The organism is Solirubrobacter deserti, from assembly GCF_027587175.1.
GTDB lineage: Bacteria > Actinomycetota > Thermoleophilia > Solirubrobacterales > Solirubrobacteraceae > Solirubrobacter > Solirubrobacter deserti.
The window spans coordinates 1-23,995 of sequence record NZ_JAPCID010000002.1 but is presented as its reverse complement, the minus strand read 5'-3'; the positions used below and the strand labels follow the sequence as shown (position 1 = coordinate 23,995).

The 23,995-nt window shown below is 72.6% G+C and carries 22 protein-coding genes and 1 pseudogene; 20 read left to right on the top strand and 3 right to left on the bottom strand.

From position 1 onward, the window contains the following. The first annotated feature begins 14 nt into the window (after nt 1-14). Genes OJ962_RS01405 through OJ962_RS01385 form a run of 5 tightly spaced genes read left to right on the top strand, consistent with a single transcriptional unit; the run spans nt 15 to nt 4,944 of the window. Nucleotides 15-1,292: a polyamine ABC transporter substrate-binding protein gene (locus OJ962_RS01405; RefSeq protein ID WP_202953069.1), complete on the top strand. Its 1,278-nt coding sequence runs from the start codon at nt 15-17 to the stop codon at nt 1,290-1,292. Then, nucleotides 1,289-2,170, top strand: a complete 882-nt coding sequence (locus OJ962_RS01400; RefSeq protein ID WP_202953068.1) for an ABC transporter permease — start codon at nt 1,289-1,291, stop codon at nt 2,168-2,170. The genes OJ962_RS01405 and OJ962_RS01400 overlap by 4 nt, the downstream gene beginning before the upstream one ends. Next, nucleotides 2,167-2,976, top strand: coding sequence for an ABC transporter permease (locus OJ962_RS01395; protein ID WP_202953067.1), 810 nt, complete (start codon nt 2,167-2,169; stop codon nt 2,974-2,976). The genes OJ962_RS01400 and OJ962_RS01395 overlap by 4 nt, the downstream gene beginning before the upstream one ends. After that, nucleotides 2,960-4,003 (top strand): ABC transporter ATP-binding protein, encoded by a 1,044-nt coding sequence (locus OJ962_RS01390; protein ID WP_202953066.1) that lies wholly within the window; start codon nt 2,960-2,962, stop codon nt 4,001-4,003. Before OJ962_RS01395 ends, OJ962_RS01390 begins: the two co-directional genes overlap by 17 nt. Continuing rightward, nucleotides 4,000-4,944: a TetR family transcriptional regulator C-terminal domain-containing protein gene (locus tag OJ962_RS01385; RefSeq protein ID WP_202953065.1), complete on the top strand. Its 945-nt coding sequence runs from the start codon at nt 4,000-4,002 to the stop codon at nt 4,942-4,944. Before OJ962_RS01390 ends, OJ962_RS01385 begins: the two co-directional genes overlap by 4 nt. On the opposite strand, the gene OJ962_RS01380 is transcribed toward OJ962_RS01385, so the two are convergent. After that, the gene (locus tag OJ962_RS01380; RefSeq protein ID WP_202953064.1) at nt 4,938-5,534 is read right to left on the bottom strand and encodes a TetR/AcrR family transcriptional regulator; all 597 of its coding nucleotides are present in this window, start codon (nt 5,532-5,534) and stop codon (nt 4,938-4,940) included. The genes OJ962_RS01385 and OJ962_RS01380 overlap by 7 nt on opposite strands. Before the next feature lie 26 nt (nt 5,535-5,560). On the opposite strand from OJ962_RS01380, the gene OJ962_RS01375 reads away from it, so the two are divergent. The 3 genes from OJ962_RS01375 to OJ962_RS01365 are packed head-to-tail and all read left to right on the top strand — an operon-like array spanning nt 5,561 to nt 10,238. Then, nucleotides 5,561-6,685: an acyl-CoA dehydrogenase family protein gene (locus OJ962_RS01375; protein ID WP_202953063.1), complete on the top strand. Its 1,125-nt coding sequence runs from the start codon at nt 5,561-5,563 to the stop codon at nt 6,683-6,685. Further along, nucleotides 6,682-8,652: a CoA-binding protein gene (locus OJ962_RS01370; RefSeq protein WP_202953062.1), complete on the top strand. Its 1,971-nt coding sequence runs from the start codon at nt 6,682-6,684 to the stop codon at nt 8,650-8,652. Before OJ962_RS01375 ends, OJ962_RS01370 begins: the two co-directional genes overlap by 4 nt. Beyond that, nucleotides 8,649-10,238, top strand: coding sequence for a phytoene desaturase family protein (locus OJ962_RS01365; protein WP_202953061.1), 1,590 nt, complete (start codon nt 8,649-8,651; stop codon nt 10,236-10,238). Before OJ962_RS01370 ends, OJ962_RS01365 begins: the two co-directional genes overlap by 4 nt. 6 nt (nt 10,239-10,244) lie before the next feature. On the opposite strand, the gene OJ962_RS01360 is transcribed toward OJ962_RS01365, so the two are convergent. Both OJ962_RS01360 and OJ962_RS01355 read right to left on the bottom strand, forming a co-directional pair. Further along, on the bottom strand, nt 10,245-11,918 hold the full coding sequence (locus OJ962_RS01360; RefSeq protein ID WP_407697475.1) for a catalase: 1,674 nt from the start codon (nt 11,916-11,918) through the stop codon (nt 10,245-10,247). Then, complete coding sequence (locus OJ962_RS01355) at nt 11,882-12,289, bottom strand: Fur family transcriptional regulator (protein ID WP_202953059.1); 408 nt, start codon at nt 12,287-12,289, stop codon at nt 11,882-11,884. Before OJ962_RS01355 ends, OJ962_RS01360 begins: the two co-directional genes overlap by 37 nt. A 77-nt stretch (nt 12,290-12,366) precedes the next feature. Between OJ962_RS01355 and OJ962_RS01350 the strand changes: the two genes are divergently transcribed. The 12 genes and pseudogenes from OJ962_RS01350 to OJ962_RS01295 all read left to right on the top strand — a co-directional run. Further along, complete coding sequence (locus OJ962_RS01350) at nt 12,367-15,924, top strand: ATP-binding protein (protein WP_202953058.1); 3,558 nt, start codon at nt 12,367-12,369, stop codon at nt 15,922-15,924. 111 nt (nt 15,925-16,035) lie between these two features. After that, on the top strand, nt 16,036-17,385 hold the full coding sequence (locus OJ962_RS01345; RefSeq protein WP_202953057.1) for an FAD-binding oxidoreductase: 1,350 nt from the start codon (nt 16,036-16,038) through the stop codon (nt 17,383-17,385). Nucleotides 17,386-17,397: 12 nt separating this feature from the next. Continuing rightward, complete coding sequence (locus tag OJ962_RS01340) at nt 17,398-17,967, top strand: pyridoxamine 5'-phosphate oxidase family protein (RefSeq protein WP_202953056.1); 570 nt, start codon at nt 17,398-17,400, stop codon at nt 17,965-17,967. Continuing rightward, nucleotides 17,964-18,311 (top strand): VOC family protein, encoded by a 348-nt coding sequence (locus OJ962_RS01335; RefSeq protein WP_202953055.1) that lies wholly within the window; start codon nt 17,964-17,966, stop codon nt 18,309-18,311. Before OJ962_RS01340 ends, OJ962_RS01335 begins: the two co-directional genes overlap by 4 nt. Next, nucleotides 18,268-18,606 carry a CrcB family protein gene (locus OJ962_RS01330; RefSeq protein ID WP_202953054.1) on the top strand — a complete coding sequence of 113 codons (339 nt, stop codon included), beginning with the start codon at nt 18,268-18,270 and terminating at the stop codon, nt 18,604-18,606. The genes OJ962_RS01335 and OJ962_RS01330 overlap by 44 nt, the downstream gene beginning before the upstream one ends. Continuing rightward, nucleotides 18,603-18,911 (top strand): CrcB family protein, encoded by a 309-nt coding sequence (locus OJ962_RS01325; RefSeq protein ID WP_202953053.1) that lies wholly within the window; start codon nt 18,603-18,605, stop codon nt 18,909-18,911. The genes OJ962_RS01330 and OJ962_RS01325 overlap by 4 nt, the downstream gene beginning before the upstream one ends. A gap of 33 nt (nt 18,912-18,944) precedes the next feature. After that, on the top strand, nt 18,945-20,138 hold the full coding sequence (locus tag OJ962_RS01320) for a PP2C family protein-serine/threonine phosphatase (RefSeq protein WP_202953052.1): 1,194 nt from the start codon (nt 18,945-18,947) through the stop codon (nt 20,136-20,138). Between the two features lie 65 nt (nt 20,139-20,203). Further along, nucleotides 20,204-21,667 (top strand): sensor histidine kinase, encoded by a 1,464-nt coding sequence (locus tag OJ962_RS01315; RefSeq protein ID WP_255525743.1) that lies wholly within the window; start codon nt 20,204-20,206, stop codon nt 21,665-21,667. Next, nucleotides 21,664-22,110 (top strand): response regulator, encoded by a 447-nt coding sequence (locus tag OJ962_RS01310; RefSeq protein WP_202953050.1) that lies wholly within the window; start codon nt 21,664-21,666, stop codon nt 22,108-22,110. Before OJ962_RS01315 ends, OJ962_RS01310 begins: the two co-directional genes overlap by 4 nt. Next, on the top strand, nt 22,107-23,204 hold the full coding sequence (locus OJ962_RS01305; protein ID WP_202953049.1) for a PQQ-dependent sugar dehydrogenase: 1,098 nt from the start codon (nt 22,107-22,109) through the stop codon (nt 23,202-23,204). Before OJ962_RS01310 ends, OJ962_RS01305 begins: the two co-directional genes overlap by 4 nt. A 73-nt stretch (nt 23,205-23,277) precedes the next feature. Continuing rightward, nucleotides 23,278-23,448 (top strand): hypothetical protein, encoded by a 171-nt coding sequence (locus OJ962_RS01300; protein WP_202953048.1) that lies wholly within the window; start codon nt 23,278-23,280, stop codon nt 23,446-23,448. A 33-nt stretch (nt 23,449-23,481) separates the two neighbouring features. Beyond that, nucleotides 23,482-23,995: pseudogene (locus OJ962_RS01295) on the top strand (hypothetical protein); the annotation flags it as partial.

Genomic DNA, 23,995 nt, shown 5'->3' with positions numbered 1-23,995 from the left:
AGGATCGGTGTGTCTTGAACGAGCCTTCAGGACTGTCCCGGAGGGGGTTGCTGGCATCGGCCGGTGCGGTCCTCGCCGGGGCGAGCCTGACGGGCTGCGAGAACACGACGACCCCCGTCGCCACCGCCGAGGGGACCGGCGGGCCGGGCATCATGGGGGACGAGACGGCGGGCGGGCCGGTCGACGCCGCGGGTATCCCGCTCGCCCGCCGTGACTACCCCGTCACGCTGCCGCGGATCGGCGACCCGGTGAAGGCGGGCGCGCCCGAGAAGGGCGGCGAGCTGCAGGTCTACAACTACGCCGACTACCTCAATCCCGAGGTCATCCAGGCGTTCGGCAAGCAGGAGGGCGTGAGCGTCCGCGTCACGACGTTCCAGTCGCTCGACGAGGCGTTCACGAAGCTCTCGACCGGCCGCTTCCAGTTCGACGTGGTCTTCACCGCGCCCGACCACCTCCCGCGCCTGGTCGGCCGGCGCCTCGTCCAGCCGCTGAACTTCGACCTGATTCCGAACCTGGTCAAGGAGACCTGGCCCGAGCTGCACTCGCCGTTCTATGACGTCGGCCCGCGCTACTCGGTCCCGTACACGCTCTACACGACCGGGATCGGCTGGCGCAACGACCAGATCGGCGCGCTGGACCCGAACGCGCTCGGCTGGGAGGCGTTCTGGGAGTCGCAGGCGCTGCGCGGCAAGGTCGCCGTGCTCGACGACGCGCGCGAGGCGCTCGGCATGGCGCTGATGCGGCGCGGCGTGTCCAACCTCAACACCGAGGACGAGGCCGCGCTCAAGCGGGCTTCGGACGACCTGGTCGAGCTCAACGACATCACCCGCGTGAAGGTGGCGATCAACGGCTACGAGACGCTGCCCGCCGGCCGCATGACGATGAACCACGTCTGGTCGGGCGACATGCTCAACGCGGTCATCTCCTACCTGCCCGAGGGGACGTCGGGCGACGTGCTCAGCTACTGGTACCAGAAGGTCGGCGGCCCGGTCTTCAACGACTGCATGTGCGTCGGCGTGGAGGCGCGCAAGCCGGTGATGGCGCACCGGTTCCTCAACTTCCTGCTCCGGCCGGACGTCGCCCTGACCAACTTCACGGGCTACGTCGGCTACCAGCCGCCGATCACCAAGATCGACGCCGCCGCGCTGTTCGAGCAGCAGGTGCTGCCGGCGAACCTGCGCAACTGCGTCGTCACGCGCGAGGACTACGCCAACGGCAACGCGTACCTGGCGCTGACCGCCGAAGGCCGGCGGCGCTGGGATCAGGCCTGGGGCGCCTTCCGGAACGGATGAGACGGTGGGCCCTGTTCGCGGCGCCGGGCATGGCGTGGCTCGCCGCGTTCTTCCTCGTCGCCTTCTACGCGGTGGTGGCGGTCGGCTTCGGGAACGTCACGGACGTCTACGACCCGGTCCCGCACTGGAACCCGCTCGAGTGGAACGTCGGCTACATGCTGCAGGCGCTCGAGGACATCGCGCCCGGCGGCCGGACCTGGCCGGTGTTCGTGCGGACGCTGCTGTATGTCGCGATCGCGGTGGCGCTGTCGCTCGCGATCGGCTACCCGGTCGCCTACTACGTCTCGCGCTACGCGCACGGTCGGATGAAGGCGCTGCTGCTGATCCTGCTCGCGGCGCCGTTCTGGATCTCCTACCTGATGCGGATGTTCGCCTGGACGAACCTGCTGGCCGACGGCGGCTACGCGGCGACCGTGCTCAACGCGCTCTCGCTCGACGCGCTCTTGTTGGACGGCGAGGACTGGCTCGGCGGCCAGCACGTCGCGGTGGTGATGGGGCTCGTCTACGGCTACGTGCCCTACCTGATCCTGCCGCTGTACGCGTCGCTGGACCGGATCGACGAGCGGCTGATCGAGGCCGCGCGGGACCTCGGCGCCTCCTCGGCGGGCGCGTTCCGGCGCGTCGTGCTGCCCCTGTCACGGGCCGGCACGCTCGGCGGGATCGTCCTGATCGCGCTGCCGATGTTCGGCGACTACTACACGCCGGACCTGATGTCCGGGTCGCCGCGCACGGCGATGCTCGGCAACACGATCAACAACTCCGTCCAGGGCGGGCCCGACAAGGCGCTCGGCGCGGCGCTGACGCTGCTGCTGTCCGCGTTCCTGCTCGTGTTCATGCTCTATTACCTGCGCGAGCTGCGGCGGGAGAACGCGCTGTGAAGCGCTCTCGCCTGCTGCCGGCGGTCACGTGGATCTACGTGGTCTGGTCGCTGCTGCCGGTGCTGATCGCGATCCGGTTCGCGTTCAACGAGGGCCGCTCGCGCACGACGGGGCAGGGCTTCTCGCTGCGCTGGTTCTGGACGGACCCGACGCTGAGCGTGCGCAACGATCCGACGCTCGCGAGCGCGCTCGAGCACTCGCTCGTCCTCGCCGGGCTGAGCATGGTGATCGCCGTGCCGCTCGGGACGGCGCTCGCGCTCGGGTTGCAGCGCTGGCGCGGGCGGGGCAGCGGAGTCTCGAACGTCCTCATGCTGCTGCCGCTGGTGACGCCGGAGCTCGTGTTCGCGGTCGGGCTGTTCCTGCTGTTCACGAGCGCGTTCGGGTTCATCGGGCTCGGGACGACGGCGCAGGTCATCGGGCACGTGACGTTCTCGCTCAGCTGGGTGGTGCTGATCGTGCGCGGGCGGCTGGTGATGATCGGCCGCGACGTCGAGGAGGCCGCGGCCGACCTCGGCGCACCGCCCTGGCACGTGCTGCGACGCGTGCTGCTCCCGCTGCTCGGCCCGGCCCTGGCGGCCTCGCTGCTGACGGTGTTCGCCCTCAGCATCGACGACTTCGTGGTCGCGCAGTACATGGCGTCCGGCGCGGACACCACCACCGTGCCGATGCGCATCTACGCCAGCGCTCGCGCGGCGCCCACGCCCGCCTTGAACGCGCTGGTGACGATCATGCTCGTGCTGTCGCTGGCCGCGCTCGCGCTCGCGTGGGTCCTGGGACGGGGGAGGCCGGTTGAGCCTCGCGCTTGAGCACCTGGTCAAGCGCTACGGCGACGTGCGCGCGGTCGACGACGTGTCGATCGAGATCGCGCACGGCGAGTTCTTCACGCTGCTCGGGCCATCCGGCTGCGGGAAGACGTCGACGCTGCGGCTGATCGCCGGCTTCGAGACGCTCGACAGCGGCGCGATCACGCTCGACGGCACCGACATCGCGGGCAAGCCGCCACACAAGCGGCCGGTCAACACGGTCTTTCAGTCCTATGCGCTGTTCCCGCACATGACCGTGGCCGAGAACGTGGCCTTCGGGCTGCGCTACAAGCGGGTCGGCAAGGCCGAGGTCGCCCGGCGCGTGGGCGAGGCGATGGAGCTCGTGCAGCTGGGCTCGCTCGCGGCGCGCCGACCCGGGCAGCTGAGCGGCGGGCAGCAGCAGCGGGTCGCGCTGGCCCGCGCGCTCGTGCTCGAACCGCCGGTGCTGCTGCTGGACGAGCCGCTCGGCGCGTTGGATGCGCGGCTGCGGATCGACCTGCAGGTGGAGCTCAAGCGCATCCAGGAGACGCTCGAAATGACGTTCGTCTACGTCACGCACGACCAGGACGAGGCGCTCACGATGAGCGACCGCGTGGCGGTGATGAAGGGCGGGCGCGTGGAGCAGTGCGACGAGCCGCGCGTGCTCTACGAGGCGCCGGGCACGGCGTTCGTGGCGAACTTCCTCGGCTCCTCGAATCTGATCCCGGCGGCGGTGACGGGTGACGGGCTGCAGGTTGGGGAGTTCACGCTGCGCGCGGACGTCAACGGGCGGACCGGCGACGCGCTGGCGATGATCCGGCCCGAGCGGGTGCGGTTGGAGCCGCACGGGTCGGCCGGCGAGAACCGGGTGCCGGGGATGGTCGAGGCGGTCGTCTACCTCGGCTTCCATCAGGACGTGCGCGTGCGGCTGGCGAGCGGCGCGCTGGTGCGCTGCGACGTGCCCAACGACGGGTCCGCAGTCGAGCACGCGAGCGGCGATCCCGTGTGCGTCCACCTCCCGGCCGACTGCTTGCGGGTGCTGGACCCATGAGGCGGCGCGACGAGCTGCTGGGCGCGGCGCGCCGCGTCATCGGGCGCGACGGCTTCGCGGCCGCCACGGTGGGGACGATCACGCGCGAGGCGGGCGCGTCGCTCGGCCTGGTCAACTACCACTTCGGGTCGCGCGACCAGATGGTGGCGGAGGCGTTCGCGGCCGCGGCGCAGGAGGACCTCGCGGCGCTGGAGGCGATCTCGCGCCGCCACGAAGACCCGCCGCACCGGCTGGCGGCGTACCTCGCGCAGTCCGAGTGGGAGGACAGCGGGTCGTGGCGGCTGTGGGTGGACGCGTGGGGCTCGTCCGTGCACTCGTCGCTCGTGCGGGACACGCTGGGCCGGTTCGACGTCGGCTGGCGGGCGGTGCTCGCCGAGGTGCTGGCCGACGGCGTCCGCCAGGGCTGCTGGGCGTGCGCGGACGTGCAGGACACGGCGGCGCGGCTGGTCGCGGTGCTGGACGGGATCGGGCTGCACGCGACGGTCCACGGTGAGGACGTCCCGCCGGCGCGCGCCGCCGGCTGGGCACGGCGGCTGGCGGAGCTCGAGCTGGGGGTGACGCTGCCGGACCCGCCCGTGGTCGAGCCGGTGCGCGGCGCGTCCGTGCACCGGATGGTGCTGTCGATCCGGGCGCGTGATCTGGACGCGCACGGGTTCGTCGATCCCGCCGTGCTGTTCACGTTCCTCGAGGAGGCGCGGCTGGCGTGGCTCGGCGGCCGCGTGCCGGAGGCGGTGGTGACGCACGTCGCGGTGCGGTACCTGCGGTCACTGGGGCGCGACGACGTGGAGGTCACGTGCACGCTGGACACGGTGGGGCGCGCGTCGTTCCGGACGCGCGAGACGGTCGCGACCGCGGACGGCGTCGGCGTGGAGGCGGCGACCACGCTGGAGGTCCCGGGCCGGGCGCTGACCGCCGAAGAGCGCGAGGCGCTCGCTCAGTGAACGCCCAGCTCGGGCGCGATCGCGGCCCAGATCTCCTCGTGCGCGCGTTCGATCGAGAAGTCCTCGATCAGCGCGCGGATGCCGTAGCCGTCGAGCAGCGCGAGCAGATGGTCGACGGTGCGCGAGCGGTCCTCGACGCGGAACTCGTGGCTGGCCTCGCCCTCGGCGATCGCCTCGTCGAACCACTCGTGCATGCGCGCGTACAGGCGCGCGGCGGTCGGGCGCAGCTCGGGGCGGCGGCCGGCGTGCAGCCACAGCTCGACCCACAGCATCCAGTCGTCGTGCTGGTGGCCGGGGAGCGGCAGGCACCAGTCGATCATCCACCTGAGGCGGGCGGGCGCTTCGGTCGGCTGCTCGCGCCGGTTCGTGCGCAGGTCGCCGGCGAGCTCGTAGGAGTGCTCGAGCGCCTCGGCCAGCAGGCTGTCGCGCGAGGCGAAGTGGTAGTGCAGCAGGCTCGCGGAGACGCCCGCCTGCATCGCGATCCGCGCGACCCGGACGTCGTTGATGCCCTCGCGGGCGATGAGCATCACGGCGGCGTCGAGGATCCTCGCCCGGGCGCTGGCCCGAGCGGCGGCACGGCTGGCTTCCACGGCGCGCAACCTACAGGAGGACCACGGTGAATCCAGCCGCTGAACGGGCGCGTGCGTTCGTGGACGAGATCCTGATCCCGCGCGAGATCGACGCCGAGCTGGGGCGGCTCGGGGCCGGCGACGTCGCGCTGATCCGGCGCGAGGCGCTGGCGCGGCGTGTCTCGGGGGGTTTGCACGCGGTGGAGCACGGCGGGCAGGGGTGGTCGCACGTCGAGTGGTTCGAGGTCGAGGAGCAGTTCGGGCGCTCCACCAACGCGTTGTCGTGGCACGTGCCGACGGCCTACAACGTGCTCGCGCGGGGGTCGGCGGAGCAGATCGACCGGTGGTTGAAGCCCGCGCTACGCGGCGAGCTGCACGACGCCTACGCGGTGACGGAGGAGGGCGCGGGGTCCGATCCGTCGGGCATCGAGACGCGCGCCACGCGTGTGGAGGGCGGTTGGCGGCTCGACGGCGAGAAGTGGTTCGTGACGTACGGAGACGTCGCGGCGGTGTTCATCGTCATGGCGTTGGCGCCTCAGCCGACGCTGTTCCTCGTGGACGCGTCGTTGCCGGGGATCTCGGTGGTCGACGATCCGCCCTTCACGCACACGTATCCGCACGGGCATCCGACGATCCGCTTCGACGGCGTCGTCGTGGGCGAGGACGCGGTGATCGGCTGCGTCGGCGGTGGCGACGAGCTCCAGCGCGCGTGGTTCGCCGAGGAGCGCCTCGGGATCGCCGCGCGCGGCTGTGGCGCGATGCTGCGGTTGATCGAGGAGACCACCGCCTGGGCGATCGAGCGCGAGCAGGGCGGCGCACGGATCATCGACCACCAGGGCGTGGCGTTCCCGTTGGCGGACTCGGCCGCGGACGCCGCCGCGGGCCGGCTGCTCGGGCTCGAGGTGGCGCGGCTGGCCGACGCCGGCGAGGACCCCAAGCTCGTGCACGCGAAAGCGTCGATGGCCAAGCTGTTCGTGAGCGAGGCCGCGAACCGCTGCGCCGACCGGTGCCTGCAGGTCTGGGGCGGCCGCGGCTACACGCGGGTCAACGTCGCCGAGCGCTTCTGGCGCGAGCTGCGCGTGGACCGCATCTGGGAGGGCACGAGCGAGATCCAGCGCCTGATCGTGGCGAGGGCGCTGGAGCGCCGCGGCGTGCAGCGGGTGCTGTGGTGACGCGCCCGCCCACCGCGCCGCTGACCGGGTCGCCGCCCGCGTCGGCGCGCTCCGCCGCGCCGCTCGGCGCCCGCCTCTTCGCGCCGCGCAGCGTGGCTGTGGTCGGCGCGTCCGAGCGCGCCGGCTCCTACGGCGGCGAGGTCCTGCTCAACCTGGCGCGGATCGGCTACGGCGGGCGCGTTTTCGCCGTCAACCCGCGGCGGTCCGCCGTGCACGGCGTGGCGGCGGTGCCGTCGCTCGACGACCTGCCCCAGGTGCCCGACGCGGTAGTGGTCGCCGTGCCCGCCGCCGACGCGACCGACGTGGTCGCGCGGGCGGCGTCGCTCGGCTGCGGCGGTGCGGTCGTGTTCGCGGCGGGGTTCGCCGAGGTGCGCGCCCGCGGTCTGCAGGCGCGGCTCGTCGCCGCCGCGGACGGGATGCCGGTGTGCGGCCCGAACGGCAACGGGATCGTCTCCCTGCCCGACCGCGTTGCGCTGTGGGGAGACCCGATCCGGCACGTCGAGCCCGGTCCCGTCGCGCTGATCTCCCAGTCCGGCAACGTCGCGGTCAACGCGCTCGCGTCGCGGCGGGGCCTGCGCCTGCATACCGTGATCTCGTGCGGCAACCAGGCGGTGGTCGACGCCGCCGACTTCCTGCTCGCCGTCGCGCAGCGCGAGGGTGTGCGGTCGGTCGCGCTGTACGTCGAGGACGACGGCGACGGTCCCCGCTGGTGCACCGCCCTCGAGGCCTGCGCCCGCGCGGGCGTCCGCGTCGCCGTGCTCAAGGCGGGCTCCTCCCGCGCCGGCCGCGCCGCCGCCGAGGCCCACACGGGCGCGATCGCCGGCGACCAGCGCGTCTTCCGCGCCGTCTTCGAAGAGTGCGGCGCCGCCTGGGCCGAGGACCCGCACGACCTGTTGGAGATCGCGAAGGCGCTCGCGATGCCGGCCCGCCGGCCGAGTGCGGGGGCGCCGCCCGCCCCCCAGCCCGGCGCGGCGAACGCGCCGGCCGCCGCGGCCTCGCCGCGCGGCGTGGCGGTCATGACGTGCTCCGGCGGAGATTCGGCCGTGGCGGCCGATCTCGCGGCGTCCCTGGGCGTCGACCTCCCGGCGCTCGCGCCGGACACCATCACCGCGCTCGAGCGCCACCTGCCCGCGGCGGCCACGGCCGGTAACCCGCTCGACTACACGGCGTTGCTGTGGGAGGACACGGCCGCGCTCACCGCGCTGATCGAGGCGCTCGGCGCCGATCCCGCGATCGGGCGCGTGCTCGTGCTCTTCGACGCGTACGACGGCCACGCGCCGATCGTCGACGCGGTCGCCCAGGCCCGCGCCCCGACGCTGCTCGCCTCGACGATCCCCGAGCTGATGCCCGAGGACGGGGTCGCCGGCCTCAGGAGCGGGCTGCTCGCCGCCCGGGCGCTCACGGTCACGCCGGATCCCGAGCGGATCGCGCAGCTGGAGCGTCCCGTCGACAAGGGCGCGCCCATCCCCGAGCACGAGGCCAAGCAGCTCCTGCGCGCAGCGGGTGTCCCGGTCCCCGAGGGCCGGATCGCGACCGACGCCGAAGACGCCGAGCGCCTCGCGCGCGAGCTCGGGCCCGTCGCGATGAAAGCGACGAGGTTGCGACACAAAGCGGCCGCGGGTGGCGTCGAGCTCAATGTGCGCGACGTACGCGAGGCCTTCGCGCGCGGCCTCACATACATCGAACGGATGACGGCGCCCGGGCTGGAACTGCTGGTCAGCGTCGACCGGACCGGCTTCATGCCGGTGCTGGTCGTCGGGCTCGGCGGCACGCACACCGAGCTGCTCGACCGGGCGACCATCGTCCCGCTGCCCGCGCCGCGCGAGCGGATCGAGCCGCGCGTGGCCGACATCGCCCACACGCTGCAGCAGCTCCCGCTCGCGCTGATCGAGCTCAACCCCGTGATCGTGACCGCCGACGGCGCGGTCGCCGTGGACGCCCTGGCCGACGAGGAGGCTCAACCATGAACGAGATCGCCGCGAAGCTGGGGGAGGTCGGGCTGCCCGCGCCGGTGCGTGAGCTGGCGGCCACCCACTGGGACGCCGTCATCGTCGGCGGCGGCCACAACGGGCTCACGGCCGCCGCGTACCTCGCCCGAGCGGGCCAACGCGTCCTCGTCCTCGAACGCCGGGAGCGGCTCGGCGGCGCCTGCACGCTCGAGCGCCCGTTCCCGGATCAGCGCTACAGCGTCTCGCCGTGCGCGTACGTCGTCGGCCTGCTCGACGACCTCGTTATCCAGGAGCTGGACCTCAGACGACGCGGCTTCGAGTGCTACGTCGCGGACCCCAACCTGTGGGTTCCGTTCGAGGACGGCACGTCCTTCGGCCAGTGGCTCGACGACGCCAAGACCCAGCGCAACCTCGAGGAGCTCAAGGTCAGCCGCAAGGACATCGACGGCTACTGGGCCTACGAGCACCTCTTCGACGAGATCCGCCAGCGCCTGCGCACCCGCGGCCGCGACGCCTGGCTCGACGAGGCCCCGACGCGAGCCGAGCTGGAGGAGCTGCTGCACGGCGAGCAGCACATGATCGACATCGTCTTCGATGCCTCGATCGCGGAGGTCCTCGACGAGCACATGGACGACCAGCGCCTCAAGGACGCACTGTTCGGCCAGGGCGTGATCGCGGCCTACGGCGGCCCGCAGGACAAGGGCACCGCCTCGATCAAGCTCATGCACTACCAGGGCGACCTCGAGGGCCAGGGCCCGGTGTGGGGCTACGTGAAGGGCGGCATGGGGATGATCTCCTTCGCCATCGCGCACGCCGCTCAGGAAGCCGGAGCGACCCTGGCGACCGGCGTCCCGGTGAGCGCCATCACGCCCGGCGAGGGCGTCACGCTCGAAGACGGCACGGTCATCCGCGCGCGCACCGTCCTCTGCAACGCGGACCCCAAACGCGCGCTCGCCCTGCTCACCGAGCTCCCGCCCGCCTACGAGCAGCGCCTGCGCGAGTGGGAGATCCGCAGCCCGGTCGTCAAGTTTAACGCCGCGCTCACCGCGCTCCCGGACTTCACCGCAGCGCCCGGCGCCACGTGGCCCGCCCGCGCGACGATCGACGTCACGGAGGGCCTCGACGCCGCCCAGCGCGCCTTCGAGCGCTGCGCGGCCGGCGAGCCCGCGGTCGGCTTCGGCGAGATCTACATCCAGACGGGCTACGACCCGTCGCCGGCGCCGACCGACCGCCACCTGCTGAGCGTCTTCGGCCAGTACGCGCCCTACGACATGGACTGGTCGACCCGCCGCGACGAGGTGGCGCGCCAGTTCATCGACCTGATCGCCCGCTTCGCGCCGAACTTCCCGGACATCGTCGAGACCTACGAGGTGCTCGGCCCGCCCGACATCGAGGAGCGCATCGGCCTGACGGGCGGCAACATCTTCCAGGGCGAGGTGATGCCCAACCAGATGTGGGAGCACCGCCTGACGCCGCGCACGCCGATCGACGGCTTCTACTTCTGCGGCGCCGCGACCCACCCGGGCGGCAGCGTGATCGCGCTCAACGGCCGCAACGCCGCGATGGCGGTTCTCGCGGACAGCCGGGTGCCCGCGAGAACCTGAATGCGCCTACGCCCCGACCGGAGTCTCGGTGACCTCCACGTGCTCGTTGGGCACGCAGTGGGTCATCTCCACGTCGCTCACGTCCCGCGGGCCGTTGTGGCCGAGGTTCGCGAGCCGCTCGCGCTCCTCGTCGTTGAGCGTCTGGGAGGCGAGCGGCTCGAGGCCCTTGACCTCGTCGAGCCCGATCCCGATCCCGTCGCCCACGCGGGACCCGAGCTCGTCGTCGACCATGTAGAAGTGCCAGACCATCCGCTCCTGGATCGGACGGTCGCACTGCGACAGCGCGTCGACCAGGTTGGCGACGAGGTCGTCCTTCTCCCACTGCTCGGAGAGGTGGTAGCGCTCGCCGGCCTGCTTGTAGTCGTTGGTGCGCGGGAGCCGCGCGCGACCGAGCCGGCCCTCGATCATCGGCCCCTGCTCGACGTGCCCCGGCTTGGGCGCCTCCTCGAGCCCGCCCGTGATCGACGGCTCGTAGTTGACCGACGGGTTGCCGCCGTTCTCGTCGACGTAGTAGGTCATCTCGCCGTCGCGCAGGTTCGTCGCCACGCGCGTCTTGGGCGCGTTGACCGGCAGCTGGAGGTAGTTCGTGCCGACGCGGTAGCGCTGCGTGTCGCTGTAGGAGAAGGTGCGCCCGACGAGCATCTTGTCGTCGGAGAAGTCGAGCCCGTCGACCAGCACACCCGTCCCGAACGCGATCTGCTCGGACTCGGCGAAGAAGTTCTCCGGGATCCGGTTGAGCTGCATCGTGCCGACGTGCCGGAGCGGAAAGTCGTTCTCCGGCCACGTCTTGGTGTCGTCGAGCGGATCCCAGTCGAGCTCCGGGTGGTCGTGGTCCTCCATGATCTGCACGTAGAGGTCCCACTCGGGGTAGTCGCCGGCCTGGATCGAGTCGTAGAGGTCCTTGGTGTGGACGCCGAGCTCGGAGCCCTGCACCGTCGCCAGGTCCGAACCGGCCCAGGAGGCCACGCCCTGCTTGGGGTGCCAGTGGTACTTGACGAGCACCGTGTCGCCGGCCGCGTTGACCCACTTGTAGGTGTTGACGCCGAAGCCCTGCATCGTCCGGTACGACGCCGGCGTGCCGCGCGGCGAGAACACCAGCATCACCATGTGCATGGCCTCGGGCGACTGCGAGATGAAGTCGAAGACGCGGTTCGGGACCTGGCGCTCGAACGTCACCGGGTCCGGCTTCTGGGAGTGGATGAAGTCCGGGAACTTGATCGCGTCGCGGATGAAGAAGACGCCGAGGTTGTTGCCGACGAGGTCCCAGTTGCCGTCCTCGGTGTAGAACTTGATCGCGAAGCCCCGCGGGTCGCGGACCGCTTCGGAGGAGTCCCGGCCGCCCGCCACGGTGGAGAAGCGCAGCGCGACGTCCGTCCGCTTGCCCGCCTCCTGGAAGAGCTTGGCCCGGGTGTACTTGGCGACCGGCTCGTCGCCCACCTTGCCCGTGGCCTCGAAGTGCCCGAAGGCGGTGGCGCCGCGCGCGTGCACCACCCGCTCCGGGATCCGCTCGCGGTCGAAGTGGCTCATCTTCTCGAGGAAGTGGTAGTTCTCGAGCGTCGCCGGGCCTCGAGCACCGACCGTCCGCAGATTCTGGTTGTCGTAGACCGGATGCCCCTGACGGGTGGTCAGGTCCTTGCGCTCGCTCATCCCGCTTCCCCCTTGACTAGACAGCTGGGGCATGTGCCCCGGAAGGTGATCTCGGCCTCCTCGACCGCGAGGCCGGGCGCGTCGACGCATGGGACGGCGCAGGTGACGTCCGTGGTCCACCCGCACGAGCGGCACACGAAGTGGTGGTGTCCGTCGTCCGCACCCGCTTCCCACCGCGCCGGGCCGCCGTCGAACGCCACCCGGCGCGCCAGGCCGCGCTCGCGCAGCGCCTCGCACACGTCGTACGCCGCCTGCGTGGAGATGCGCAGCCCCCGTTGATGCACCCGCTCGATGACCTGGTCCACGCGCGGGTGATCCCGCGACTCGGACAACACACGCAGGACGGCGACCCGCGGCGCGGTCACGCGGAGCCCCACGCCGCGCAGCTGCTCTTCGATCTCCACGGCCGAGCGCTACCCACCGCTTCCTGGAATCGATCAAAAAGCTGCAATCGCCCGGACCGGTCGTTAGATTTCCGCGCGTGGTCGTGAAGGACTCGACCCGCATCCAGCTATGCGGTCGACTCATCGTGGAGCTCCAAGGACGGAGGCTCGAGGAGAGTCTGCGCGGACGCCAAGGGCGTCTGCTGTTCGCGTACCTCGCGATCAACCGGGACCGTCCCGTCCGCCGCGATGAGCTCGCCGAGGCGCTGTGGTCGGGCAAGGGCGCGCCGCCCGCGTACGAGTCGCTGCTCGCGCCGCCGCTCAGCCGCCTGCGCAAGGCGCTCGGCCCGGGCGTCCTCGAGGGCCGCTCCGAGCTGCAGCTGCAGCTGCCGGAAGACGCGTGGATCGACTGGGAGGTCGCCCGCGCCCGCGTGCGCGACGCCCGCGGCTCGACGCCCGCCCACGCCTGGCAGGCTGCACGCGAGGCGGTCGAGATCGCCGAGCGCGGGCTGCTGCCCGGGCTCGAGGCGCCGTGGATCGACACCAAGCGCTCCGAGCTCGCCGACCTGCACGTGGAGGCGCTCGAGGCGGCTGCGCTCGCGGGCGCCCGGCTCGGCGGCGCCGCGCTGCCCGAGGCGGAGGAGGCGGCCCGCGCCGCGGTGAAGGCGCAGCCGTACCGCGAGTCCGCGCGCGCCGCGCTGATGGAGGTGCTGCGCGCCCGCGGGAACGTCAACGAGGCGTTGCGGGTGTACGAGGACATCCGCGTGCTGCTGCGCGAGGAGCTCGGCTCTTCGCCCGGCTCGGCGCTCGTCGCGCTCCACCAGGAGCTGCTGCGCGACGACTCCGCCCCACCGAGGCCGACGGCGCGGCCGGCGGTCGCGCGCGCGTCCACGCTCGTCGAGCGCGACCGCGAGGTCGCGCTGCTCGACGGCTGGCTGCAAGAGGCGACCCTGGGCGACGGCCGCGCGGTGCTGATCGAGGGCCCGCCCGGGATCGGCAAGTCGCGCCTGCTGGCCGAGTTCCGCCGCCGCGCGGTCACCGAGGGCGCGCTCGTCCTGAACGCGCGCGCGGGCGAGCTCGAGCGCGAGTTCCCGTTCGGCGTCGTGCGCCAGCTGTTCGAGGGCGTCGTGACCGATCCGGACTCGCTCGCCGGCGCCGCCGCCGCCGCGCGGGTCGTGTTCGCCTCGCCCGAGAACGGCACGCCCACCGGCGACGCCAGCTTCGCCGCCCTGCACGGCCTGTACTGGCTTGCGCTCAACCTCGCTGCCGAGCACCCGCTGCTGCTGGAGATCGACGACCTGCACTGGTGCGACCGCCCGAGCCTGCGCTTCCTCGCCTACCTGGTGCGCCGCCTGGAAGGCCAGCCCGTGCTCGTCACCGCGAGCGTGCGCACGGGCGACCAGCCGACGGACGCCGCGCTGCTGGCCGAGATCGCCAACGACCCCGCGACGGCGCACGTGCGGCCGGGCCCGCTGTCGGAGGAGGCGGTCGGTGACCTCGTGGCCAAGCGCCTGGGCGCGGAGCCCGACGACGCCTTCCGCGAGGCCTGCCACAGAACCACGGGCGGCAACCCGCTGCTCGTCCGCCAACTGCTCAACGCGCTGGAGACCGACCACGTCAAGCCGGACGCGGCGCACGCGGACGTCGTGCGCGCGATCGGCTCCCGCGCCGTCTCCAGCTCCGTCCTGCTGCGGATGGCGCGGCTGCCGGGCGAGGCCGCCACCGTCGCGCGCGCCGTCGCGGTGCTGGGGGAGAGCGCGGAGCTGCCGACCGTGGCCGCGTTGTCGGGGCTGGACGAGGCGCAGGTCGCGGGCGCGATGGCCGCGCTGGCGCGCGCGGAGATCCTGCGCCCGGAGCCGCCGCCCGGGTTCGTGCACCCGCTCGTCCGCGACGCGGTCTACACCGGCCTGCCCTTGGGCGAGCGCGAGCTGCTGCACGCCCGCGCGGCCGCGGTGTTGCGCGAACGCGGCGCGGACCTCGACCAGGTCGCGGCCCAGCTGATGCTCACGCCCGGGCGCGGCGACGCGGCCGTGGCGCGCCTGCTGCACGAGGCCGGCAACGCCGCGATGTCGCGCGGCGCCGTTGACAGCTCCGTCGGCTACATGCAGCGCGCGCTGGAGGAGCCACCGGCGCCCGAGGACCGCGCGCGGCTGCTGCTCGACCTCGGCGAGGCGGAGGCGCTCACCCGCGGCCCGGACAGTGCGCGCCACCTGCGCGAGGCCTACGACGGGCTCAGCGACGCGCAGCTGAAGGTCCGAGCCGCCAATGCCCTCGGCCGCGCGCTGCTGTTCACCAGCTCGCCTGCGGAAGGCTCGCGCGTGGCCCTGGAGGCCGCGGACGCGCTCCCGCCCGAGCTGGCCGACGAGGCGCTCGGCCTGCGCGCCTTCGCGCTGATGGGCATCCCGTTCGGCTCGATGGAGCCGGAGGAGTGGACACCGGCCCGCGCGTGGCGGGGCAAGCCGATGTCCACGATCGGCGAGAAGCTGATGGGCGCGGTCTCCGCGCTGGAGTGGACGCAGGCCGGCGGGCACGTCGACGACGTGTTGCCCCAGGCGTTCGGCGCACTTGCCGGCGGACAGCTCCAGCTGCGCGACCCCAACCTGCTCACGCTCGCCGCCAGCCTGCCGCTGATCGTCGGCGACCGCGACGAGGCGCTGCAGATGTTCGACCTCGCGATGGTCGAGGCGCACCGGCGCGGCTCGCTGTTCGCGGTCACCGGCATGTACCTGTGGCGCGGCTTCACGTTGTTCTGGCGCGGTGACCTGATGGACGCCGAGGAGGAGCTGACCGCGGCGTTCGAGCAGGCCGAGGCCTGGGGCTATGGCGCCGACACCCTGCAGTGGAACGCCGCTCACCTCAGCTGGTGCCTGACCGAGCGCGGCAAGCTCGCCGAGGCCCGCACCGCGCTGATGCGCGCCCGCGAGCGCGGCCCGCGCTCGGACGGCGCGCGCTACTGGTGCAACGCCCGGCTCGAGCTGCTCGTCGCCGAGGGCAAGTACGAGGACGCGGTGGAGGCCGCCGAGGACTATGCCGTGCGCTTCCGGCACTACCACAACCCTGCCGCCGCGCGCTGGAGCGGCCTGCGCGCCGTGGCGCTCGACGCGCTGGGCATGAAGAAGAAGGCGATCGCGCTCGCCGCCGAGGAGCTCGACCGCGCTCGCGACTGGGGCGCCCCCGGGACCGTCGCGCGCTCGCTGCGCGTGCTCGGCCTGCTCGAAGGGCCGGAAGGCCTGGAGCGGTTGGAAGAGGCCGTCGAGCTCGTCTCGCGCGCCTCATCGCGGTTGGAGCTGGCCAAGTCCCTGGCGGGCCTGGGTGTGCTGCGCCGCCTGGCCGGCCGTCCGGACTACGCCCGGGAGCCGCTCACGCGCGCTCACGAGCTGGCCGAGGTGTGTGGCGCCGAACGGCTGCTGGGCGACATCCGGCGCGAGTTGGTCGCGGTCGGCGTCGAGCCCGCGTCGGCGATGCCGCACGGCGTGGCGTCCTTGACCGCGACCGAGCGGCGCGTGGCGGCGCTGGCCGCGGCGGGCCGGGCGGAGCGCGAGATCGCGCAGGAGCTGTTCGTGACCCCGCGGATCATCGAGATCAAGCTGGGGAGTGCTCTGAGGAAGCTGGGGGCGAGCTCGACGCGGGAGCTCGCGCTCGCGCTGGAGACCTAGGGGTGCGTCGAGAACCCGTCCTCACAGGACGCTTTCTCGACGCACCCCCGGGGTTCACGCGGCAAGGTCGTGGCAAGCCGTCGGCAACCCGGCCCGGCGACCGTGTCACCCATGACGATGATCGATCCCGCCACCGCGCTCCGCGACCTCTGCGGCGGCGCCGTCGCGCTGCCCGGAGACGAGGGCTACGACGCCGCCCGCCAAGCGTTCAACCTGACGGTCGATCAGTGTCCTGCGGCGGTCGTCTACCCGGCGGACGCGAACGAGGTCGCGGCCGTGGTCAACGCCGCTCGCGAGGCCGGGCTGCGCGTCGCGCCGCAGACCACGGGCCACAACGCGGCGCCGCTCGGTGATCTCGGTCGGACGATCCTGCTCAAGACGAGCGCGATGGGCGGCGTCGAGATCGACGCGGCCAACCGGATCGCGCGGGTCGGGGCGGGCGCGCTGTGGGAGGACGTCGTGGACCAGGCGGCGCCGCACGGGCTGGTGGCGCTGCACGGGTCGAGCCCGAGCGTCGGCGTCGCGGGCTACTCGCTCGGCGGCGGCATGGGGTGGCTGGCCCGCAGCCACGGCCTGCAGGCCAACAGCATCACCGCGATCGAGCTGGTGACGGCGGACGGCGAGCACGTGCGCACGGACGCGCAGCACGACCCTGAGCTGTTCTGGGCGCTGCGGGGTGGTGGCGGGAACTTCGGGATCGTCACCGCGCTCGAGTTCCGCCTGTACCCGCTGAGCGAGGTCTACGCCGGGTTCCTGCTCTGGGACTGGGCGCACGCCGAGCGCGTGCTCACGGCGTGGGCGGCGTGGGCGCAGGACGCGCCCGACCACGTCACGACCTCGCTGCGGGTCATGCAGCTGCCGCCGCTCGAGGAGCTCCCGGAGTTCCTGCGCGGGCGCAGCGTCGTGATGATCGACGGCGCGGTCCAGGGCGACCCGGCGGTGCTCCGGCCGCTGCGCGACCTCCGGCCCGAGATCGACACGTTCGCCATGGTCCCCGCTGCCACGCTCGCGCGCCTGCACCAGGACCCGGAGCAGCCGATGCCGTTCGTCGGCCGCTCCGCGCTCGTCGACGGGCTCACGCCGGAAGCGATCCGCGCGCTGCTCGCGCAGGTCGGCCCGGGCTCCGGCTCGCCGCTCGACAGTGTCGAGCTGCGCCAGGCCGGCGGCGCGCTGCGTCGCCGGACGCCGGGCCACGGCGCGATCGCGGGCATCGACGGCGACTTCCTGCTGTTCATGGCCGGCCTGGTCACGGACGGCCAGGTCGGCGCGGTCAAGGAGGTCGCCATCAAGCGCGTGCTGCGCGCGATGGAGCCGTGGACCAACCGCAGCGTCTACCTCAACTTCGTCGAGCACCAGGTCGGCCTGGAGGACGTCCTGGAGCCCGAGACGTTCGCGCGCCTGCGCGCCGTGCGCGCCCGCGTGAATCCGGACGGGCTCGTCCACGCGAACCACGCCATCTAGAATCGCCGCCACATGGGGCGGATCTACGACAGCATCGACGAGCACCAGCGCAAGTGGATCGCGAATCAGTCGATGTTCTTCGTCGGGACCGCCCCGGCCGCGACCGACGGCCACGTGAACGTCTCGCCGAAGGGTCCGATCGGCTCGCTGCGGGTGCTCGACGATCACACCGTCGCCTACCTGGACATCGTGGGCAGCGGCGCGGAGACGATCGCGCACATCCGCGAGAACGGGCGCATCGTCGTGATGTTCTGCGCCTTCCAGGGCCCGCCGCGGATCCTGCGCCTGCACGGCCGCGGCGAGGTCGTCCTGCCGGGTGACGAGCAGTTCGACGAGCTGCTGCAACGCGGCTTCCACGAGCCCGAGGCGCCCGAGGCGCGGCGCGCCATCATCGTCGTGCACGTGCAGCGGATCGCCGATTCCTGCGGCTACGGCGTGCCGCTGCTGGCCTATGAAGGCGAGCGCCCGCACAGCGACCTGTCAACGGCGAAGCGGTTGCGGGTAGAAGGGCCAGACGCCATGCGCAACTACGAGGCCAAGCACAACCGCGTGTCCATCGACGGGCTTCCGGCACTGTCATGAGCATCCGCGGCGTTCACACGATCATGTTCGGCGACAAGGCCGACGCCCTGCGCGACTTTCTGCGCGATGTGGTGGATCTCGACTACGTCGAGGCCGGCGGCGGCTACCCGATCTTCAAGCTGCCGCCCGGAGAGCTCTCGGTGCATCCGAGCGACACCTCCGGTCACTACGAGCTGTACCTGATGTGCGACGACATCGAAGAGACCCGCGCCGCCCTGGAGGCCAAGGGCGTCGAGTTCACGGCTCCCGTCCAGGACCAGAGCTGGGGCCTCGTCACCGCGATGCAGGTTCCCGGCGGCGGTGAGCTCGGCCTCTACCAGCCGCTCCACGCCACGGCCATCTGAACTTCTCGCCGTCTTCGCGGGCGGGTGCCTGGGGGCGCTCGCCCGCGCCGGCGTCGCCGAGGCGCTGGCCGTCCCGTGGGGCACGCTGCTCGTCAACGTCGTCGGAGCGTTCCTGCTGGGTGCGGTCGTCACGCGCGCACCGAAGTTCCTCGGCACCGGCTTCTGCGGCGCGTTCACCACGTTCAGCACGATGCAGGTGGAGCTGCTCGAGCTCCGGGTGCTCGAAGCGGCGATGTACGGCGCTGCGTCGATCGTCCTCGGACTCGCCGCGGTCGCCCTGGGACGCCGCGTATGACGAGCTGGCTCGCCCTGGCCCTCGCGGGCGGCCTCGGCGCCATGGCGCGCTACCTCGTCTCCTACGCGCTGCCCGTGCCGTACGGCACGCTGGCGGTCAACGTGAGCGGGGCGTTCGCGCTCGGCCTGCTCGGCGACAACTTCGTCCTTGGCACCGGTTTCGTCGGCGCGTACACGACGTTCTCCACCTGGATGCTGGAAACGGACCGGCTGTCCCGCAACGCGGCGATCTTCAACATAATGGGCAGTTTGGTCCTCGGTCTGGCCGCCGCCGGACTGGGGATTACGTTCCGAGGGGCTGGGTAGAGTGGAGCGGCTCCCAGAGCGCCGACCACTCACTTGACTCCACCAGAGACCGCCAATAGGGCTCCGCGGGACACCGCGGCTGGATCAGGGCCGATCCGCCTCCTGCTCGTCGAGGATGACGACGGCGACGCGCTCCTGGTCGAAGAGCTGTTCAACATCAGCGGCGCGTACATGGAGATCGTGCGCGCGACGACGCTCGCCGAGGCGCGGCGCGAGGACCTCACGCAGATCGACTGCGTCCTGCTCGACCTCGACCTCCCGGACGCGCATGGCCTGGCCGCACTGCACCAGCTCAAGACCGACCGCGCCGACATCGCCGTGCTCGTGCTCACCGGGCTCGACGACGAGCGCCGTGGGATGGAAGCCGTCGGCGCCGGTGCGCAGGACTACCTGGTCAAGGGCCAGATCGACGGCCAAGGGCTCACGCGCGCCGTGCACTATGCGGTCGAACGTCTGCGCGCGGACGAGGCGCGCCGAGAGCTCGAGGTCGCGCGCCTGCACGCCGAGGAGAACGCACGCCTGGAGCGCGGCCTGCTCCCGGCCCCGTTGGTCAACGACCCGAACCTGGTCCTCAACGCGCACTACCGCCCGGGGCGGCGCCGCGCGCTGCTGGGCGGCGACTTCTACGACGCCGTCCAGGCCGCGGACGGCTCCGTCCACGCCGTCATCGGCGACGTCTCCGGCCATGGGCCGGACGCCGCGGCGCTCGGCGTGTCGCTGCGGATCGCGTGGCGCACGCTCGTGATCGGCGGGCGCGAACCCGAAGAGCTGCTGCCGACGCTGCAGGTCGTACACGGCCACGAGCGCCACCACTCGTGGATGTTCACCACGTTGTGCATGGCGACGGTCGCGCCGGACCGCCGCAGCGTGCGCCTCCAGCTCGCCGGCCATCCGCCGCCGCTGCTGATCACCGAAGCCGGCATCACGTCGCTGGAGCCGGCGCAGGGCGAGCCGCCGCTGGGCGTCGTCGACGACTTCCGCTGGACGACCTACGAGCACGCCCTGCCGGAGGCGTGGTCGCTGCTGCTCTACACGGACGGGCTGATCGAGGGCCGGACCGGCATGGGGAACGCGCGCCTGGGCGGGGACGGGCTCGCCGCGATGGTCCGCGGCGTCCTGGACAGCGGCCCGCCGGGGCTCGTCGCCGCGCTCGTGGAACGCGCGGAGGAGCTCAACGGCGGTCCCCTGCTGGACGACGTCGCGGCTTTCGTGGTGCGCACGCAGTGAGGCGCCGCGGGAAGCGGCGCCTGCGGGCGGGACAGTGGTTCGCGCGCGGGGTCGCTTTCCTGATCTTGGTCGCGATCGTCGGCACGGTCCGGAGCGCGTTCTCGCTCAACGGGCTCGCCAACGCGCGCAGCGAGCTCGTCGACGAGCTCGGCCCGACGAACCTCGCCGCGCAGGACGTCGTGATCGCGATGGTCGACCAGGAGACCAGTCTGCGCGGGTTCGTGATCTCCGGCGACGAGTCGTTCCTGGAGCCCTACCGGGACGGCCGCCGGAGCGCCGACGAGGCGCTCGCGCGCATGCTGGGATTCCTGCGCTTCGACAGCGTCCAGCCGCTGCGCCGCGAGCTGCAGGAGGTCGACGCGGCCGCCCGTGACTGGGAGCGCAACTTCGCCGACGTGACCGTGAACGAGATGCGCTCGGACCCGGCGAACGCGCGCTCGATCATCCGCGCCGACGCGGGCAAGGCGCAGTTCGACCGCTTCCGGGAGGCCGTGCGCCGGCTACAGGTCCGCCTCAGCCCTGCGCGGGCGGACGCGCGTGAGGCCTTGCGCGACAACGCGAACGTCGTCTGGTTCTGGGTCCTCTTCACCGGCGCCGTGATCCTCATCAGCCTCGCGGCGGTGGCGATCATCCTGCGGCGTCAGCTCGTGATCCCGCTGCAGACGCTCGCCGGGCGGGTGCGCGCGGTCGCGCGCGGGGACTACGACCGCGAGGTGCGCAGTGAAGGCGCCGCCGAGGTGGTCGAGCTGGCCGAGGATGTCGAGGCGATGCGCGCCCGGATCGTCGCCGAGCTCGGCGCCCTGCAGACCGCCGAGGCCGACCTGCGGCGCTCCAACCAGGAGCTCGAGCAGTTCGCCTACGTCGCCTCCCACGACCTGCAGGAGCCGCTGCGCAAGGTCGCGTCGTTCTGTCAGCTGCTCCAGCAGCGCTACGGCGGGCAGCTGGACGCGCGCGCGGACCAGTACATCGGGTTCGCGGTCGACGGTGCCCAGCGCATGCAGGACCTCATCAACGACCTGCTCGCGTTCTCGCGGGTGGGGCGGATGGAACAGCCGCACACCGACGTCGACCTGGGGACGCTGCTCGAGCGGGTGCGCACGGACCTCTCGCGGGCGATCGAGGAGAGCGGTGCTGAGCTCGTGCTGGACGGAGAGCTCCCGACCGTGCGCGGGGACGCGTCGCTGCTGCGGGTCGTGTTCCAGAACCTGATCGGCAACGCGATCAAGTTCCGCGGGGAGGCCACGCCGCGGGTCGAGCTGTCCGCGGTGCGCGATGGGGAGTGCTGGTGCTTCCGTGTGGCCGACAACGGGATCGGCATCGACGCCGAGTACGCCGAGCGCATCTTCGTCATCTTCCAGCGCCTCCACGCGCGCTCGCAGTACGAGGGGACCGGGATCGGGCTCGCGATGTGCCGCAAGATCGTCGAGTACCACGGCGGCCGCATGTGGCTGGACACCGACGGTCCGGCGGGCCAGGGCTCTACCTTCTACTTCACTCTGCCTGCGGAAACGGACACGGAGAGTCGATGACCGACGACGACAGCCAACCGATCAGCGTCCTCCTGGTGGAGGACGACCCGGGCGACGTCGTCCTCATCGAGGAGGCGTTCGAGCACAACAAGGTGCGCAACTCGCTGAAGATCGTCGGCGACGGCGTAGAGGCGATGGCCTGGCTGCAGGACCCCGCGAACCCGCGGCCGGACCTCGTCCTGCTCGACCTCAACCTGCCGCGCAAGGACGGGCGCGAGGTGCTGGCCGAGATCAAGTCCGACCCTGCGCTGCGCTCGATCCCGGTCGTGGTCCTTACGACGTCGAAGGCGGAGGAGGACATCCTGCGCTCCTACGACCTGCACGCGAACGCGTACGTGACCAAGCCGGTCGACTTCAACCGCTTCATCGAGGTCGTGCGGCAGATCGACGAGTTCTTCGTCACCGTCGTCAAGCTGCCGGCGCACCGCCCGCCGCCGCGATGAGGCGCGTGTCGGTCCTGCTCGCGGCTGTCGTCCTCGCCGGGTGTGGGTCCGACCAGCCTGAGCCGAAGGCGGCCGCGAGGACGGTTCCCACCACGCCACCGGCAACGGCGACGCCGGAGGAGACGCCCGGGCCGTCGCCCACGGCCACGCCGCGTCCGCCCGCGCGGCGCGTGATCGCGACCGGGCTCGACGTGCCGTGGGGCATCGCGTTCCTGCCTGATGGAGACGCGCTCGTGGCGGAGCGCTCGACGGCGCGCGTGCTGCGGATCGACGCCGGCGGCGGCGAGCCGCGGCGGGTGATGACGGTCCCGGGCGTGGCACGCGGGGCGGGCGAGGGCGGGCTGCTCGGACTCGCGGTCTCCCCGGCCTACGCGCGTGACCGGTGGGTCTACGCGTACCTGACGTCAACCCAGGGCGACAACCGGATCGTGCGCTTCCGGCTGGGCGAGCGCGTGCGGCCGGTGCTGACGGGGTTGCGCTCGGCGGGCGTCCACAACGGCGGGCGGATCGCGTTCGGGCCCGACGGCAAGCTGTACGCGGGCGTCGGCGACGCGGGGGACACGTCGCTGTCACAGAGCCCGTCCTCGCGCAACGGCAAGATCCTGCGCATGGACCCGGACGGCGACAACGTGCGCGTCTGGTCGCTGGGGCACCGCAACGTGCAAGGGCTCGCGTGGGATCGGCGCGGGCGGCTGTGGGCGAGCGAGTTCGGCCAGAACGCGCGCGACGAGGTCAACCTGATCCGGCGCGGGCGCAACTACGGATGGCCGGAGGTCGAGGGCGTCGGGCCGACGGGCGGACGCTTCACCAACCCGGAGGTCACCTGGTCGACGTCGGAGGCCTCGCCCAGCGGGGCCGCGATCATCGGCCGGAACCTGTACGTGGCCGCGCTGCAGGGCGAGTGCGTGTGGAAGGTGCCGCTCGACGGCGCGTCCGCGGGGAAGCCGACGCGGATGCTGAGCGGGCGCTACGGGCGAATCCGCACGGTCGTGGCCGCGCCGGACGGCACGTTGTGGGTGGCGACGTCCAATCGCGACGGCCGCGGCTCCCCGCGCGACGGCGACGACCGGATCATCGCGGTCCGCGTCGCATGACTCGCGCTGCGCGTTCGCGTGCTCGGGCGGGAACGCGCCCAGGGGCTCGCTCCCGCGTCTTGATGGAGGGCTCGTGACCCGGCGCGGCGTTCCGGTATCGGACGAGGTCCTGCGCTCCATGCAGATGACGGCGGGCAACCAGGCCGTGGGCCGCGCGATCGCCGAAGGCCGGATCACGCCCGACACCCCCGCGGGCGAGCCGGGCGACGACGCGCCGCGCGAGGAGCCCGACCGCGACTCTTAGCCCGCCCTCCTACGATGGGGAACCATCGCGATGATGAGCCTTGACGAGCTCACCTTCGAGCTCGAGCGCTTCGACTGGCAGGGGCCCGAGCGGCTGGAGGTCCGCGGCCGCTGGTTCGGCGTGCGCGGCCAGCGCTTCATGCGCCCGACCCTGCACCTGAAGGCCGGCGGCCGCCGCCGACGCCTGATCGCCGCCCTCGACCACAAGCCCTGGGCTCCCGACGACGACGGCGTCTGGATCGCCGCCTTCGCCTGGCGCGGCTCCCCCGAGGACCACGTCACCGGCGCCCGCCTCGAGCTCACCCCGGAGATCGTCCTCGACCTCGGCGCCCCGGGCGAAGCCGCGTCCGGCCAGTCCCTGACCCCGCGCCCGCGCCCGCGCCGCGTCGCGAAGCCGAAGCCGGCCCCGGTCGCGCCGGCCCGCGCGGCCGCACCTCCGACGTCCTCGCCCGGGGCGGCCGCGAGCTCGCCGCCCCCCCCTACGTCGGCCCGGGCCGGCGCCCCCTCGCCCCGCCCCAGTCGGAGGGCCAGCGGACTTAGGGAGACAA